This is a genomic window from Halosimplex halobium (genome assembly GCF_051414055.1).
GTDB lineage: Archaea > Halobacteriota > Halobacteria > Halobacteriales > Haloarculaceae > Halosimplex > Halosimplex halobium.
In genome coordinates this window covers 90,122-104,472 of record NZ_JBLKNX010000006.1, presented here as the reverse complement: position 1 = coordinate 104,472, position 14,351 = coordinate 90,122, and the positions used below count along the sequence as shown (strand labels likewise).

The following is a 14,351-nucleotide window of genomic DNA, read 5'->3' as shown; positions in this document are numbered from 1 at the left end:
AGCGGGCCGAGGGCTTTCATTCCTTGCTGTCACGTGCGGTCGATCCGATTCAAGCTAACGAGCGCGACGAACGCACCCTCGACCCACTCACCATCTCACTCGGGTTCGCCGGTCTTGTAGACGCCGCGGGCGCTGGCGAGGTGGGCGTCGCCGTCACCGTCGCCCCCCTCCGCGTACACGTCCACGTCGACGACGCCGACATCCCCACCGTTCCGGACCACGTCGGCTTCAGCGGTCAGATCCCCCGTCCCCGCCTCCAGGTAGTCCATCCGCATGTCGACGGTCGGGACGGGCCGGTCCACCAGCGACACGAGCGCCGCACCCCCGACGGTGTCGGCGAGCGTGTAGGTCACCCCGCCGTGGGCCAGCACGCGCTCGCTGTGCCACGACAGCGCCTCGCGCATCGGCAGGCGGCCCTCGGCGTGACCCTCGTCGATCTCGGTGAGTTCGATGCCCAGCAGGTCGGCGAAGGGCATCTCCTCGAAGAACGATTCGGGGTCCATGCGTCCGGGTTCGGGTCGCGTGGGGGTAAGTGTCAGGGCCGAGAACGCGTGCAGACCGGCGACCGTCCGGACTCAGTCGTCGGCGGTGTACGCGCCGCTGCGGTGTTCGATCCGGTGGACTTCGAGCGTGGCGTCTTCCCGGTCCAGCACGCAGGCGAGCCGATACTGGCCGACGCGGAGTTTGGAGAAGGGACCGCCGGTCAGCGGTTCGAGGAACTCGTCGGGGCCCCGCCACTCCGAGTCGACGACCTCGTCGAGCTTCGAGACGACGCGGTCCTGCACGTGGCCGTCTAGCGCGTCGAACTGGTCCGCCGCGCGCACCGTGAACGCTCAGGTCCAGTCGCCGTCACCCGTCATCCTCGTCGCGGTCCATCATCTCGACCACCTCGTCGCGCGAGACCAGTTCCGCGTCGCCGGCGCGCAGGTCGTGCTCGCTGGCGGCGATCTGTTTCCACCCTTCGCGGGAGAACGCTGGGTGCTTGACGGCGTCGCGCGCGGCGTGGCGCAGGAACTCGCTGCGGGAGTTGAACCCCTCCGCTTTCCACGTCGCATCGATGTCTTCGAGGAAAGCCTCGCTCAGCCGGAGGTTGATCTGCACCATCTCCGGGCCGTCGTCGCCGCTCCCCGTATCCGCATCGGACATATACAGATGCTACGCCACCGCCTATACAAATGTCTTCGGCCGACGGGGCGAACCAATCTACAGTTCACCGCCGCCCCGTCAGGTCGGCGGCCATGACGAAGTCGGGGTTCTCCGAGACGGCGATGCCGGCGTAGGCGGCGTCGGAGACGTGCCGCGGCGTCTCCGGGATCAGGACGCGCGTCCGGTCGGCGTCCAGATCGGCGGCGTCGCGGGCGATAGCGGCGAACAGCGTCTGCGCCGCGGGCACGTCCTCCCAGGCGCCGACGCCGTACTCGACCCACCGCTCCGATCCGCCGGCTTCGGTGTCGCGCTCGTACTCCCGCGTCCGGAGGGCGGCGCCGTTCGTTCCGTCGGGCCCCTGCACCGCGAACACTCGCCGCTCGTCGGCGGCGGCGCGGAACCGCTCCCGGGTCGCCTCCGAGAGCGCCCACGACTCGTCGGGGTCGAGCGAGAGTCCGGCGAGTTCGCGGGCGGCGTCGCTGCGCTGCCAGTAGCTCCAGGCCGCGTCGGAGTCGCCGGTCGCCGCCAGCCCGCTCGCGCCGTTCGCGTCGGCGCGGGCGTCGACATCGGGGTCGGGGTGGGCCCACCGGAACTCCGTGGCCGGGTCGTACCCCACCCCGCGGGCCGCGCCGAGGCCGGCCGCGTTCCACGAGAAGACCATGTTCCGGCAGACGGCGGCGCCGCGGTCGCGCGCCCAGTCGAAGCAGGCGTCGTTCATCGCCTCGGCGACTCCCTTCGCCCGGGCGTCGTCGGCCACGCGCATCCCCTGGGCCCACGCCTCGTGAGCCGAGAGCGCGACGACCTGGCAGACGCCGACGGCGCGGCCCCCCTCCTCGGCGACGACGGTTCGCTGGTCGGGCCCGTCGCTCTCGACCCACTCCGGGAACACCTCGGGGATGTAGTCGCCGCGGTCGAAGCGGTCGCCCCACGTGTCGCTCGTGAACGCGACGACGTCCTCGTGGTCGTCGGCGCGGGCCTGGCGGACCTCCATCGTCATCGCCCCTGCGGCCGCGACCCGCGGACCGCCCCGTTCAGATCCACGATATCGACCGCGCCGCTCAGGTCCACGGCACCGACCGCTCCTGGATCTCGCCGGCCAGCGACGTGGACATGGCCTCCTCGACGCTCTCGGTGTTGGCCAGCGCCCACATGAGTTTGACCTTCGCCGTCCCGGGCAGAGTGTCCTCGCCCTCGACGATACCGGCCTCCAGCAGGTCGCGGCCGGTGTCGTACACCCGGTCGCAGACCCGCCCCTCGATACACTGGCTCGTCATCACGACCGTCGTCCCGTCGTCGACGAGCTCCTCGATCCGCGGGATCCAGTCGGTGTGGACGTGGCCCAGCCCGGTTCCCTCCAGCACTACACCCGATTTGCCTTCGAGGGCATCGAGGAAGGCTGGGTCGGTGCTGGGCGTGAACTTCAGGAGCTCGACCTCCGTGTCGAGGGCGGGGTCGATGTCCAGTTCCGTCTCGCCGCGCTCGCGGTGCTCGCGGCGGAAGGAGACCTCGGTCTCGCCGTCTGTGCTGTAATCGACGACGCCGAGCGGCTTCGCGCCGACGGTCTCGAAGGCGTCCCGGCGGGAGGTGTGGTTCTTCCGGGCGCGGACGCCGCGGTGGAGCGCACAGCGGTCGTCGGACTCGTCCTCGTGCATGCAGATCAGCACCTCGGCGCAGTCGGACTTGGCCGCCTCGACCGCCGAGACGGCGTTCATCACGTTGTCCGAGGAGGGCCGGTCCGCCGAGCGCTGGCTGCCGGTGAAGACGATGGGGACGGGCGTGTCGAGCATGAAGGCCATCGCCGCGGCGGTGAACTGCATCGTGTCCGTGCCGTGCATGACGACGACGCCGTCGGCGCCGGCCTCGATCTCCTCGTGGACGGCCTCGGCGAGGTCCCCCCACACCTCGGGCGTCATGTTCTCCGAGAGGATGTTCGCGACGACGCGGCCGCGGTAGTTGGCCCGTCCCGCCAGATCCGGGACGGCCCGGAGCACGTCCTCGGCGTCGAACTGCGCGGTGACGGCGCCGGTGCGGTAGTCGACCGTCGAGGCGATGGTGCCGCCCGTCGAGATGAGCGACACGGTGGGCAGGTCGTCGTCGAACTCGATGGTCGACTGGTCGCTGTCGGCCTGGGCCGATTCCACGTCGTAGGCGTCCGATTCGAGCACCTCCACGTCGGCCTCGGCGCGGTCGACGCCGACGTTGTACCCCCCGTCGAGTTTGACGACCAGGTGGTCGCGGGTCGTCGAGGGCAGGAGGACGCCCTCGTAGGTCTGGTCCGCGCGTTCGACGCGGACGCGGTCTCCGGCGTTCATGGGAGCCGGTTCCCCCGCCGCGGACTTGAATCCACTCGTTTGGACGGGTGACCCGCTCGTCGCCGTCCCATCGGCGGGCCCGTCCGGGCGGCCGGGACAGTCGCCTCACCCCCCGTTCCAGGGTCAGACCGACACGTCGTAGGCGTGGGTGTGCGTGAGGATCCGGTCGGTGTCGTCGGCGAACGCGCGGACCTGATCGTCGAGCGGCGGTCCGGCGAGGGCGGGGGCGTCGGTACCCTTCGTCCACTCCTCCAGCGCGCCGTCGACGGGCCGTCGGACGGCGGGGTCGATCTCGGACAGCCGGAGCCGGAGCGGGTCGTCGGCGCCGTCGACCGGCGACAGCGAGAGCACGTACCAGACCTCGGTGCTGAAGAAGACCGCGTCGGTCGGGTGGACCTCGCGCCCGCGGTAGGTCCGCCCGTCGTAGGCGACGTACTCGCCGAAGAAGTGTTCGCGGACCCACTCGCCGCGCTCGGTCTGGGGGGCGACCGGGCCGCCCCGCGACCCGGTGAGCGCCGCGACGACCAGGTCGCGGTACTCGGCGGGAAACTCGGCGACCGGCGTGGGATCGGCGGCCTCCTCGGCGGGCACCTCGTCGGCGACCAGCGTCATCTGGTGGGAGGGGCCGCCGTCGCAGTCGACCGCGTACGTGCCGCCCGCGTCGCCCGCGGGGTCGACGACCTCGACCGCGTCGACCGCCGGGAGCAGCGGCTCGGGCGCGTAGACGAACGCGTCCGCCACCGCCCGAACGGGCTCGTCTCCGGTCGCGGCCGCCCGGAGTATCGACGCGAGCTTCGACGGGTAGACGGTCAGCGGCCCGTCGCCCGACTGGTCCACGGGGTCGAGCACGAGCGACGGCGCCGCGGTCGCTTCGGCCGTCGCCGCCTCCCCGTCGGTGACCGTCGGCGATCCGTCGCTCGTCGGTGATCCCCCGTCCGTCGGCGTCGCCCGCGGCGTCCCGGTCCCCGTGTGAGTCGGCGTGGCCGTCAGGTCGTCGTCCGCCGGGCCGTTCGACCCGTCGGCCGTCGGGTCGTCACCGTCCCCCACCCCGAGACAGCCGGCCGTCCCCGCCAGCGCGCCGGCGAGCAGCCCCAGGTAGCGTCGTCGGTCGCGGTCCATCGTGTCCGACGACCGTCCCCCGCGAAAAAGTGTCTTCAGGTGGATCAAACGGGCGCTGTATCGTCCGGACGACTCAGACGAGGTCGTTCGTCCGGTCGGCCGCCCGCTCCAGCGACGCCAGCGGGTCCGCCCCCTCGTACTCGTAGATCAGCCACTCGCTGTCGTTATCCGCGACCGCGTCGGCGATCCCCGCCAGGTCGAGGTCGCCCTCGCCGACGGGGACTGACTCGCCCGCGTCCACGTCGTAGTCCTTGAGGTGGACCAGCCGCGAGCGCTCGCCGAGCGCGCGCAGGCGTGCGACGGGGTCGTCGCCCGCCGCGAGCGCCAGTCCCAGGTCGAGTTCGATGGGAATCTCCGTCCCGTCGAGGAACGCGTCGAAGCCCGTCCGGCCGTCGAGGTCGGTGTACTCGTGGTCGTGGTTGTGGTAGTGCAGGGTCATCCCGCGCTCGGCGAGGTCGTCGACCAGTTTCGCGAGGCGGGCGGCCGCGGCCTCGACGGCCTCGGCGGACGCGAAGTGCTCGGCGTCGAGCCACGGGACGACGACGTGTTCGACGCCGAGTTCGTCGTAGTAGGCGACGGTCTCCTCGAAGTCGTCCTCCAGCCGGTCGATGCCGACGTGGGCGCCGGCCACGTCGAGGCCGGTCTCCTCGAGCGTCGCGAGCACGTCGTCGGCCTCGGCCTCGGTGACGCGGTAGGCGAACTCGACGCCGTCGAAGCCGGCGTCGGCGACCAGTTCGAGGACCTCGGTGAACGGACAGTCGACGTTGCGGAGCGTGTACAGCTGGATCGCCGAGCGGGTCATCGGTCCGGACCAGGCCCCGCAGGCCGAAAGCCGTTGGGCTCGCGGAACGTCTCGCTGTCGTCGGCCCGGGGAGCCGCTGCCGTCGCCGCCGCGTCGCGCTCTAGACACGCCGTCCCACACTATCCCTATCAGGCCGGGGGCCGTAGCACTGACCGTTATGACATCCGACCGCGTCATCGATCTGCTGAAGCGCGCCTACAGCGACGAGATCGAGACGGTGATGAACTACCAGACGAACGCGATCGTCCTCGACGGTATCCACGCCGAGGAAGTCAAAGCGAGCCTGCAGGCGGACATCCAGGAGGAGCTGGGCCACGCCGAACAGATCGGCCAGCGGCTCAAGCAGCTGGAGGCCCGACCGCCGGGATCGATGGCGTTCGAGGCTCACCAGGACAGCCTCCAGCCGCCCGAGGACTCGACGGACGTGCTCGCCGTCATCGAGGGCGTCCTCGACGCCGAGTCCGACGCCATCGAGACCTACCACGACCTCATCGACGCCGCCGAGGACGCCGACGACCCGCTCACCGAGGACCTCGCGGTGACCCTGTTGGCCGACGAGGAGGCCCACCGAACCGAGTTCCGCGGCTTCCGCAAGGAGTACGCCGACGACTGACCAGTCGAGTCTCACCGGCCCTCACCCCGGGCGGCGCAAACGCCTTGCCGCTGGCGGTCGACCGGCCGACGTGTCCCGAGACGACGACGGGCTGGCGCCGCCGTCGCGGTGTCGCCCGACCGACGAGTTGCCCCCGCTCCTCGAATTTCGCGACGGCTCCCCCGTCGAGAGTACCGCCGACTGGCGCGAGCGTCGGGCGGAACTCCGTCGACTCCTCCGCCACTACGTCTACGGCTACGCGCCGGGCGCGCCCGAGATCGAGACGACGACCGAGCGCACCCCAGGCGTGCTCGACGGTGCGGCGACACTCGTCGAAACGGAGATCGAATTCGCGGACCTGCCGCCCGACGCGCCCGCGATCACGCTCGCCCTCTTCCTGCCGGCCGACGCCGTCGACGCGGGGCGGTCGGTCCCGGTCCTGCTCGGGCTGAACTGGCGGGGTAACCACGCCGCGGTCGACGAACCCGCGGTCACGGTCACCGACACGGCCCGGGAACACGGAGGGTTCGAGGGGGAGGCCGCCGACCGCGGCGCCGCTGCCGACTACTGGTGCGTCGAGCACGTCCTCTCGCGGGGCTACGGCTTCGCGACCTACCAGTCCGCTGACCTCGACCCCGACAGCGGCGACCCCGCCGACGGCATTCGCCCCTGCTACGACGACGACCTGCCGGGACCGCCCGGCACCGAGTGGGGCGTCCTCGCCGCGTGGGCCTGGGGCCTCCAGCGCTGCGTCGACGCGCTCCGCCCGACGGACGCGGTCCGCGCCGAGGAGATCATCGTCCTCGGTCACTCCCGCTGCGGGAAGGCCGCGCTGCTGGCGGGCGCGACCGACGAGCGGGTCGGCCTCGTCGCGCCCCACCAGTCCGGCACCGGCGGGATGGCGCTCGACCGCGACAACGACCAGGAGGGGATCGGCGACATCACCGGAGCCTTCCCGGGGTGGTTCGCCGACACCTACGCCGCCTTCGAGGGCCAGGTCGACCGGCTGCCCGTCGACAGCCACTGTCTCGCCGCGCTGGTCGCGCCCCGCCCCCTGATCGACACCGCCGGCGCCCGCGACTACTGGACCAACCCCGGCCGCGCGCTCGACGCCGTCCGCGCCGCCGAACCCGTCTGGGACCTGCTCGGCGCCGAGGGGATCGCCGACGACCTCCCGCTGTACGGCGACGACGAGATCGCCGACGAGACCGTCGGCTCGCTCTGTCACTACCGCCGCGAGACCGCTCACACCCTGAACGAGGGGTATCTCGACGCCATCCTCGACTTCGCCGACGTGCACTTCGACGGCGCCGGATAACGGCCGCGACGGGAGCCGCGTGGTGCGCGGTGGCGTGTCCTGGTCCGTGGTGCTGGGCGGTGGCGCGTGCTGTCGCGCGCGTTCATGCGCGCGACGGAACCGCGCGAGGGATTCGCGACGCCCGGGTCGCGAATCGGCTGGGGAGGCTCGTGGCCCGTTGCGGCGCTGTGCGTCCCTGGCGGACTGAAAGGGCGAGGCGCGCTCGCGTCCAGTTCAGTCGTCTGAGCGACCGCTATCCGCGCGGGCGGTGCGGAGAGCGCGGATATGTCGCTCAGCGACCGCGAGCGCGCCGAGGGCTTTCACCGTTTGCTGTCCCCTGCGGTCACCGAGACAGCTAGCGAGCGCACCGAGGGCGTTCAGCGCTCACCGGCGACTGCGGTCGCAACGACTGCTAGCGAGCGCCTGGAAAACGCAGATCGGGACCCAGAGACGCTCACCGTCGCTCGTAGGTCACGAACGACAGCTCGCCCTCGGACTCGCGGTCGACCTCGACCCACGCCGAGCGGTCCCACGCCGGGAACCGGGTGTCCCCGTCCGGCTCGCCCGGGACTTCCGTCAGCACCAGCCGGTCGGCCCGGTCCAGGAACGCCTCGTAGACGGTCGCGCCGCCGGCGACGAACGCCGTCTCCACGCCGGCCTCCGAAGCAGCCTCCGCGGCGGCCTCGACGGCCGCGTCCACGCTCTCGACCTGCACGACCTCGTCCGGCGCGTCGACCCCCGAGCGCGTCAGCACGACGTTGGTCCGGCCGGGGAGCGGCCCGCCCAGCTGCGCCGAAATCGACTCGTAGGTGACTCGACCCATGATCACGGGGTGGCCCATCGTCGTCTCCCTGAAGTGGGCCAGGTCCGCGGGGTAGTGCCACGGCATCTCCCCCTCGTTCCCGATGACGCCGTTCTCCGCGACGGCGGCGATGAGGGCGATCTCCACCGGCGTCTCGTCCCGCTCGACATCCGTCTCGTCCCGCTCGACATCCGTCTCGTCCCGCTCGGCGTCGACCATCACTCGCCCCCCATCACTCGGCGACCGCGAAGTCCAGTCCCGGCGCGGGGTCGTAGTCGCGCACCGCGATGTCCTCGAATTCGAGGTCGTCGATCGGCTTGTCCGCGACCTCGATGGTCGGCCGCTCGCGCGGCTCGCGCGTGAGCTGCTCCAGCAGGTTCGGCACGTGGTCGGCGTTCTCCTCGCCGGGTTCGGGAGGCGCTTCGGTCAGGATCCAGTCGCGCACGCCGGCGTAGCCCGCGCGGTCGTCGACGGCGGCCATCCGCTCGCGCAGTTCCTCGCGATTCTCCTCGTACCACTCGCCGCGGGCCCCTTCGCCGCAGTAGGCGTGGGCGTCGACGACCGAGTGCGAGAAGCTCCCGACCTCGAAGCCCGTCCGCTGTGCGACGACGTGGGTCACCAGCGAGTAGGCGGCGATGTTGAAGGGGATCCCGAGCGCGATGTCGCCCGAGCGCTGCGTGAGGTGGAGGTTCAGCCGGTCGCCCTGGACGTTGAAGACGAAGGTGTAGTGACACGGCGGGAGCGTGCTGGTCGTCGCGTTGGCGGGGTGCCAGGCGTTGACGACGATACGCCGCGACTGGGGGTTCTCGCGGAGGGTATCCAGCACGTACTGGAACTGGTCGAAGGTACGCTCGTCGTCGTTGACCCAGCGGTGAGCGTCGTCGGGCCAGGACTCCCCCTCCAGGCCCTCCTCGGGGACGGGGTAGCGCCGCCAGAAGCGGCCGTACGCGGTGTCGAGGTGTCCCTCCTCGTCGGCCCAGGCGTCCCAGATCTTCGTCTCCTCACGGAGGTTCCGGATGTGCTCCTCGCCGGAGAAGTACCACAGGAGCTCGTGGATCAGGGAGTTCCAGCGGTAGCCCGACAGGTCCTTCGTCGTGAGCAGGGGAAAGCCCTCCTGGAGGTCGACCTCGTAGTGCGCGCCGAACGTCGAGAGCGTGTCCACGCCCGTCCGGTTGGGCTTGTAGGTGCCCTCGGCGATGGCCTCCCGGACGAGATCGAGGTACTGCTGCATCGTTGGGCGTACCTCCGTCCGGGAGCGCTTATCAGCTACGGTTCCGGCGGTCCGACAGCGGGACCCCGACCCTCCTCAGTCCGCGTCGAGCACTAGCACGTGCCGGACGAGCGACCTGTGGACGCGCCGCTCGAAGTGCTCCGCGACGGTCCAGCCGGCGTCGACCGCCGCCCGCTCCCACGACCGGTCGGCGACGACGACGGCGCGGGGCGCGACCCGTCGCGCCTCGGCGAGCGCGCCGGCGACGAGGTCGGCCAGCGAGTCGCCCTCGATCTTCGACTGGCGACCGTAGGGCACGTCGAAGACGGCGGCGTCGGCGAAGTCGTCGAAAAAGGGGAGCCGCGTCACGTCGCCGCGACACACCGCGAAGTCGCCGTCGGCGTCGAGCGCGTCGCGCAGGTTCGCGCGCGTCCCGCGGACCATCTTCCGCTGGGCGTCCGAGCCGACGACGCGCGCACCAACCAGGCCGGCCTCCAGCAACAGGCCGCCGGTCCCGCACATCGGGTCGACGACCGTCGCCCCCTCGCGCGCGCCGGCGATGTTCACCAGCGCGCGGGCGAGCATCGGGTCCATGCTCCCGGGCTGGAAGAACGGTCGGTCCGTGGGCCGGCGCTCGCCGAAGCCGCGGTCGCTCTCGACGCCGAGCCAGCCGAGCACGCAGATACCCGTCCCGCCGGCCGCTCCGCCGGTCGGTTCTTCGGCCGCTCCACCGGTCGGTTCTTCGGCCGCTCCGCCGGTCGGTTCCGCGGTCGCTTCGTCGGCCGACTGGGCCTCTGTCGCCGTGCTGTCGGCGCCGGGTGCGCCGGCGAACAGCGCGCGCAGTTCGTGGTCGGGGTCCTCCAGGTCGACGGACAGGCCGCGGTCGACGAGGACCTGGCCCAGCTCGCGCTCGGCGCGCTGGGTGTCGACGCCGGTCGTCGCGCGCACGTCGACGGCGCGGACGGCGACCGTCCCCTCCCGGTCGACGGTCGCCGCGTCGAGCAGCGCCCGGGCGCTCGCCACGTCGGGGTCGCAGTGGCCGACCACCTCGCTCGCGCGGTGGACGTACGCGAGGTCGCGGACGCGGTCGGTCACCGCGCGCGCGGTCGCCAGCCCCGCGCCGACCACCTCGACCCCCGCGGCGGCGCTCGCGGCCTCGCAGGCCGCGAACTCGTCGTCCCGACCCCCGAGTTCGAGGACGTACACGCCCCACAGTCGCCCGCCGCCGGCCAAGAACCCACCGGTGCCCGCCGGCGACCGTCCCGCGACCGAGCCGTCTCCCCATCGAACACCCGATCCATCGCCGAACCCACGACCCCTCATAAAACCGCCCCTCACGCCCATTAAAAGGCGTTTTCGGGCCTCGACCCGCCGGAGAACCTAAGCGAGGTGACCCGTTCGCGATCGTGACGTATCAGCTCTCCGTATGAAAGTTTATAAGCCTTAAATACAACGTTTAAGTCGAGACATGGTTGACCCCAAGGAGACAATCAATATCGAAAACGTCGTCGCCTCGACTGGAATCGGGCAGGAGCTCGACCTGCAGAGCGTGGCGATGGACCTGGAGGGGGCGGACTACGACCCCGAGCAGTTCCCCGGCCTCGTCTACCGCACGCAGGAGCCCAAGTCGGCGGCGCTGATCTTTCGGTCCGGCAAGATCGTCTGTACCGGCGCCAAGAGTACGGACGACGTCCACGAGAGCCTCCGCATCGTCTTCGACAAGCTGCGCGATCTCAATATCCAGGTCGACGAGGACCCCGAGATCGTCGTCCAGAACATCGTCACCTCCGCGGACCTGGGCCGCAATCTCAACCTCAACGCCATCGCCATCGGCCTCGGCCTGGAGAACATCGAGTACGAGCCCGAGCAGTTCCCCGGCCTCGTCTACCGGCTGGACGACCCCGACGTGGTCGCCCTACTCTTTGGCTCCGGGAAGCTCGTCATCACCGGCGGCAAACAGCCCGAGGACGCCGAGGAAGCGGTCGACAAGATCGTCTCCCGGCTGGAAGACCTGGGCCTGCTGGAGTAACGACCCGATTCCACCACCGCGCCGGACCGCCCGACGCGACACCGCGACGCCGCACCGGACCGCGCCCGACCCGGACCGCGCCGGCCTGCGATAGCAGGCTACAAACGGCGCCCCTCCCTATCGCCGCCATGGACTTCGTAGCGCAGCCCTCGGCCGAACCTGTCGCGCTCGCCGCCGACTCCGGTCTGGACGCGCTCGGTCCGCTCACGGTCGGCGGTCTCGGCCCGCTCCAGGTCGACCCGACGGGCGGCGGGATATTCGCGCTCATCATCACTTTCCTGCTCACCGCCCTCTTCTACGCCGTGACGCTCCACCTCGCCGCGACCTTCTTCATCGGCGACGTGCCCAGCCAGCGGGCCGCCTACGTCGGTCCCGTCCCCGCCGCCGTCTCCATCCTGCTGGGCCGCTACGGCGTCGAGAGCGTCGGCTTCGTCTCCCCGAGTCTCGGCATCGTCGTCGTCCTGCTGGCGACGCTGGTCGCCGACGCCATCGCGATCAGCGTCTCCTACCGGATCACCTGGAAACCGGCCGCCGTCCTCACCGCGCTGCACCTCGCCTTCGCGGCCGTGCTCGGCTTCGCCCTGAACAACATCTTCGGGTTCTTCTGAACGGCCGCGGGGCTGGCGTCACTCCACCAGCCGCTCGATCTCGGTGACGAGCACGTCGCTGGCGCCGACATCCTTGAGCGCGTTGATGGTCTCGAACACCTCGCGCTCGTTCACGACGGCGTGGACGGCCACGTCCTCCTTGCCGGCGATGTCCATCACGGTCGGGCCGCCCATCCCCGGCAGCACGTCTTTCACGTCCGCAAGCCGGTCCTCGGGGACGTTCATCATCAGGTAGCGCTTGTCCTCCGCCGAGAGGACGGATTCGAGTGCCATCCGGGTCTGCTGGACCTTCTCGTCGTCGACTACGTCCTCGCGGGCGAACAGGCGGACCGACGACTCCAGCACGTCGGCGATCTCCGCGAGGCGGTTCATCCGCAGCGTGGTGCCCGTGGAGGTGATGTCGACGATGGCGTCGGCGATGTCGACGTGGGGCGTGAGTTCCGTTGCGCCGGAGACCTCCGCGATGTCCACCTCGACATCGCGCTCGGCGAAGAAGTCGCGCGTAATCGACGGGAACTCGGTGGCGACGGTGCCGCCGTCGAGGTCCGCGACGGCCCCGATGTCGCCGTCCTCGGGCGCCGCGAGGACGAGCCGGCAGGAGCCGAACTCCAGGTCGAGCAGGTCGACGAGGTCGTCGGTCTCGGACTCCTCGGCCTGGTCCAGCCCCGTGATGCCCACGTCGGCGGCGCCGTCGGCGACGTACTCGGGGATGTCGGCCGCGCGGGCGTAGAGGACGGTCACGTCCGGGTCCACGGTTTGCGCGTAGAGCTTCCGGTCGGCCCCGTCGACGACGTGGAGGCCGGCCCGGTCCAGCAGATCGATCGCCGGGTCGTGCAGGCGACCCTTGTTGGGGACGGCGATGCGCATACGGCCACTGGGCGGGCCGCGGGCAACTGTCTTTCCCTCTCCGACGGGGCGCGCCCTCCCGACAACCGCGCCCGTAGGTTTATTCCGGAGCGCCCGACCACCCGGGCCCATGGTCGCAGTCAGCACGACCGGCGGTATTTCGTACGGGCTCAAGACGACACTCTCGTTCGGACTCCTCCTCGTCGCGGCGCTCGCCTGCACGCTCGCGGGGACGAACCTCGCAACCGGGGCCGTCTACGCCGGCTACGGCGGGCTGGACGTGACCCATTGGGGGCGGCTGCTCGTCGGTGCCGTCCTCGCCGTGACCGGCCTCCTCGCGCTGTACGGCGCTACGTTCGGCGTGCTCTACAAGGTGGTCGCCGACGGCGTCCGCCGGGGGAACAGCCGCGCGGTGTGACCCATCACGAGTGCGTCCGGCACGGGTCAGGCGGGTCACGGCCGCTCGGGGAGGAAGACGTAGACGGCGGCGCCGACGGCGGTGATCGCCGCCAGTCCGTAGAAGGCGGCGTCGAACAGCCCGGCGTCGGCCATGACGCCGACAGCGGTCGACCCGAACGAGCCGACGACGAAGAAGCCGGTCCGGAGCGCGCCCCAGGCGGTCCCCTGCACGTCGTCGGGGAGCAGGTCGACGATGTAGGCGTTCGAGACGGGGCCGATGCTCATGCGGACCCCGACCGCGGCCGAGAGGACCGCCAGCGCCGCCCGTCCCTCGACCAGCGGCAGCGCGACCAGCGGCAGGACGCTCACGATGCCGATGGCGGTCAGGACCGGCGGCGCCCCGTAGCGGTCGGCGAGTCCGCCGGCGACCGACTGGGAGGCGGCGCCGACCAGGAAGAGCGCACCGAGTAGCGCGCCGGCGGTGCCCTGCGAGAGCGTCTTGACCGTCGTCAGGTAGGTCGTGAGAAACGCCGTCGCGGCCTGGAAGGCGAAAAGCATCAGCGTCGCGCCGGCGACGGCCAGCGCGATCCGGCGGTTCCGGACCGCGACGGCCGCGGCGCGGACGGCCTCGCCGAGCGAGTGGTCCGGGCTCCCGTCGTCGGTCCCGACGCGGGTGTCGGGGACCGCCCACCAGACGGCGACGGCGCCGGCGAGGAACCCGGGTGCGGCGACGCCGAGCACGGTCCGCCAGTCGACCTCGCCGACCGCGACGGCCGCGACGGCGGGCAGCGCGGCGGCGCCGACGCTCCCCGCGGCGAGCATCGTCCCGAACGCGGCGCCGTCGTTGTCGTCGTAGGTCTTCGAGATGACGGTCCCCCGGGGCGGGCCGTAGAGCCCGGTCCCGAGCCCGAACAGCCCGGTCGCGGCGACGAACAGCCCGAACGTCGGCGTGAACGCGTAGCTCACCAGCCCGGCGCCGGCGACGAGCAACCCCGCCGCAAGGAGCGTCCGCTCGCCGAGCCGGTCCGCGAACAGGCCCGCCGGGAACTGCATGACGGCGTAGGTGATCCAGAGGACGGTCACGGCCAGCCCGGCCGCCGAGTCGGAGACGCCGAAGTCGCCGGTGATCGTCGGCAGGATGCCCGGCACGACGAAGCGCATCCCGAGGACGAGAAACTAGCCGACTGCG

The 14,351-nt window shown here is 71.4% G+C and carries 16 protein-coding genes and 1 pseudogene; 5 read left to right on the top strand and 12 right to left on the bottom strand.

Going from position 1 to position 14,351, the window contains the following annotated elements; all coding sequences use genetic code 11:
- Window positions 1–95 precede the first annotated feature (95 nt).
- From ACMGFG_RS08500 to ACMGFG_RS08470, 7 genes are all read right to left on the bottom strand, one after another.
- Entirely contained in the window at window positions 96–503 is a 408-nt protein-coding gene (locus ACMGFG_RS08500; RefSeq protein WP_436929908.1) for a PaaI family thioesterase, read from the bottom strand.
- 72 nt (window positions 504–575) lie between these two features.
- On the bottom strand, window positions 576–824 hold the full coding sequence (locus ACMGFG_RS08495) for a type II toxin-antitoxin system RelE family toxin (RefSeq protein WP_436929907.1): 249 nt from the start codon (window positions 822–824) through the stop codon (window positions 576–578).
- A gap of 25 nt (window positions 825–849) precedes the next feature.
- Window positions 850–1,146 carry a ribbon-helix-helix domain-containing protein gene (locus ACMGFG_RS08490; protein WP_436929906.1) on the bottom strand — a complete coding sequence of 99 codons (297 nt, stop codon included), beginning with the start codon at window positions 1,144–1,146 and terminating at the stop codon, window positions 850–852.
- 64 nt (window positions 1,147–1,210) lie between these two features.
- Window positions 1,211–2,143: a GNAT family N-acetyltransferase gene (locus ACMGFG_RS08485; protein WP_436929905.1), complete on the bottom strand. Its 933-nt coding sequence runs from the start codon at window positions 2,141–2,143 to the stop codon at window positions 1,211–1,213.
- Window positions 2,144–2,204: 61 nt separating this feature from the next.
- Window positions 2,205–3,458 (bottom strand): Glu-tRNA(Gln) amidotransferase subunit GatD, encoded by a 1,254-nt coding sequence (gene gatD, locus ACMGFG_RS08480; RefSeq protein ID WP_436929904.1) that lies wholly within the window; start codon window positions 3,456–3,458, stop codon window positions 2,205–2,207.
- A 123-nt stretch (window positions 3,459–3,581) separates the two neighbouring features.
- Window positions 3,582–4,577: a hypothetical protein gene (locus tag ACMGFG_RS08475; protein WP_436929903.1), complete on the bottom strand. Its 996-nt coding sequence runs from the start codon at window positions 4,575–4,577 to the stop codon at window positions 3,582–3,584.
- Window positions 4,578–4,650: 73 nt separating this feature from the next.
- Window positions 4,651–5,379, bottom strand: coding sequence for a sugar phosphate isomerase/epimerase family protein (locus ACMGFG_RS08470; RefSeq protein WP_436929902.1), 729 nt, complete (start codon window positions 5,377–5,379; stop codon window positions 4,651–4,653).
- Between the two features lie 157 nt (window positions 5,380–5,536).
- Here ACMGFG_RS08470 and ACMGFG_RS08465 point away from each other — a divergent pair, with 157 nt between their 5' ends.
- Complete coding sequence (locus ACMGFG_RS08465; RefSeq protein WP_436929901.1) at window positions 5,537–5,992, top strand: ferritin-like domain-containing protein; 456 nt, start codon at window positions 5,537–5,539, stop codon at window positions 5,990–5,992.
- A gap of 70 nt (window positions 5,993–6,062) precedes the next feature.
- On the top strand, window positions 6,063–7,289 hold the full coding sequence (locus tag ACMGFG_RS08460; RefSeq protein WP_436929900.1) for a glucuronyl esterase domain-containing protein: 1,227 nt from the start codon (window positions 6,063–6,065) through the stop codon (window positions 7,287–7,289).
- A 433-nt stretch (window positions 7,290–7,722) separates the two neighbouring features.
- On the opposite strand, the gene ACMGFG_RS08455 is transcribed toward ACMGFG_RS08460, so the two are convergent.
- From ACMGFG_RS08455 to ACMGFG_RS08445, 3 genes are all read right to left on the bottom strand, one after another.
- Window positions 7,723–8,289, bottom strand: a complete 567-nt coding sequence (locus tag ACMGFG_RS08455; RefSeq protein WP_436929899.1) for a dihydrofolate reductase — start codon at window positions 8,287–8,289, stop codon at window positions 7,723–7,725.
- Window positions 8,290–8,302: 13 nt separating this feature from the next.
- Window positions 8,303–9,301: a thymidylate synthase gene (gene thyA / locus ACMGFG_RS08450; RefSeq protein ID WP_436929898.1), complete on the bottom strand. Its 999-nt coding sequence runs from the start codon at window positions 9,299–9,301 to the stop codon at window positions 8,303–8,305.
- Between the two features lie 75 nt (window positions 9,302–9,376).
- Window positions 9,377–10,486: a methyltransferase domain-containing protein gene (locus ACMGFG_RS08445; protein ID WP_436929897.1), complete on the bottom strand. Its 1,110-nt coding sequence runs from the start codon at window positions 10,484–10,486 to the stop codon at window positions 9,377–9,379.
- Between the two features lie 262 nt (window positions 10,487–10,748).
- On the opposite strand from ACMGFG_RS08445, the gene ACMGFG_RS08440 reads away from it, so the two are divergent.
- Together ACMGFG_RS08440 and ACMGFG_RS08435 are read left to right on the top strand one after the other, a co-directional pair.
- Window positions 10,749–11,309: a TATA-box-binding protein gene (locus ACMGFG_RS08440; protein ID WP_123535123.1), complete on the top strand. Its 561-nt coding sequence runs from the start codon at window positions 10,749–10,751 to the stop codon at window positions 11,307–11,309.
- A 128-nt stretch (window positions 11,310–11,437) separates the two neighbouring features.
- Entirely contained in the window at window positions 11,438–11,917 is a 480-nt protein-coding gene (locus tag ACMGFG_RS08435; protein WP_436929896.1) for a DUF7473 family protein, read from the top strand.
- 18 nt (window positions 11,918–11,935) lie between these two features.
- Here the strand turns inward: ACMGFG_RS08435 and hisG are convergent, their stop codons facing one another.
- On the bottom strand, window positions 11,936–12,784 hold the full coding sequence (gene hisG, locus ACMGFG_RS08430) for an ATP phosphoribosyltransferase (RefSeq protein ID WP_436929895.1): 849 nt from the start codon (window positions 12,782–12,784) through the stop codon (window positions 11,936–11,938).
- A 109-nt stretch (window positions 12,785–12,893) separates the two neighbouring features.
- Here hisG and ACMGFG_RS08425 point away from each other — a divergent pair, with 109 nt between their 5' ends.
- On the top strand, window positions 12,894–13,181 hold the full coding sequence (locus ACMGFG_RS08425) for a hypothetical protein (protein ID WP_436929894.1): 288 nt from the start codon (window positions 12,894–12,896) through the stop codon (window positions 13,179–13,181).
- Window positions 13,182–13,216: 35 nt separating this feature from the next.
- Here ACMGFG_RS08425 and ACMGFG_RS08420 read toward each other — a convergent pair.
- Window positions 13,217–14,326: pseudogene (locus tag ACMGFG_RS08420) on the bottom strand (MFS transporter); the annotation flags it as partial.
- Between the last annotated feature and the right edge of the window lie 25 nt (window positions 14,327–14,351).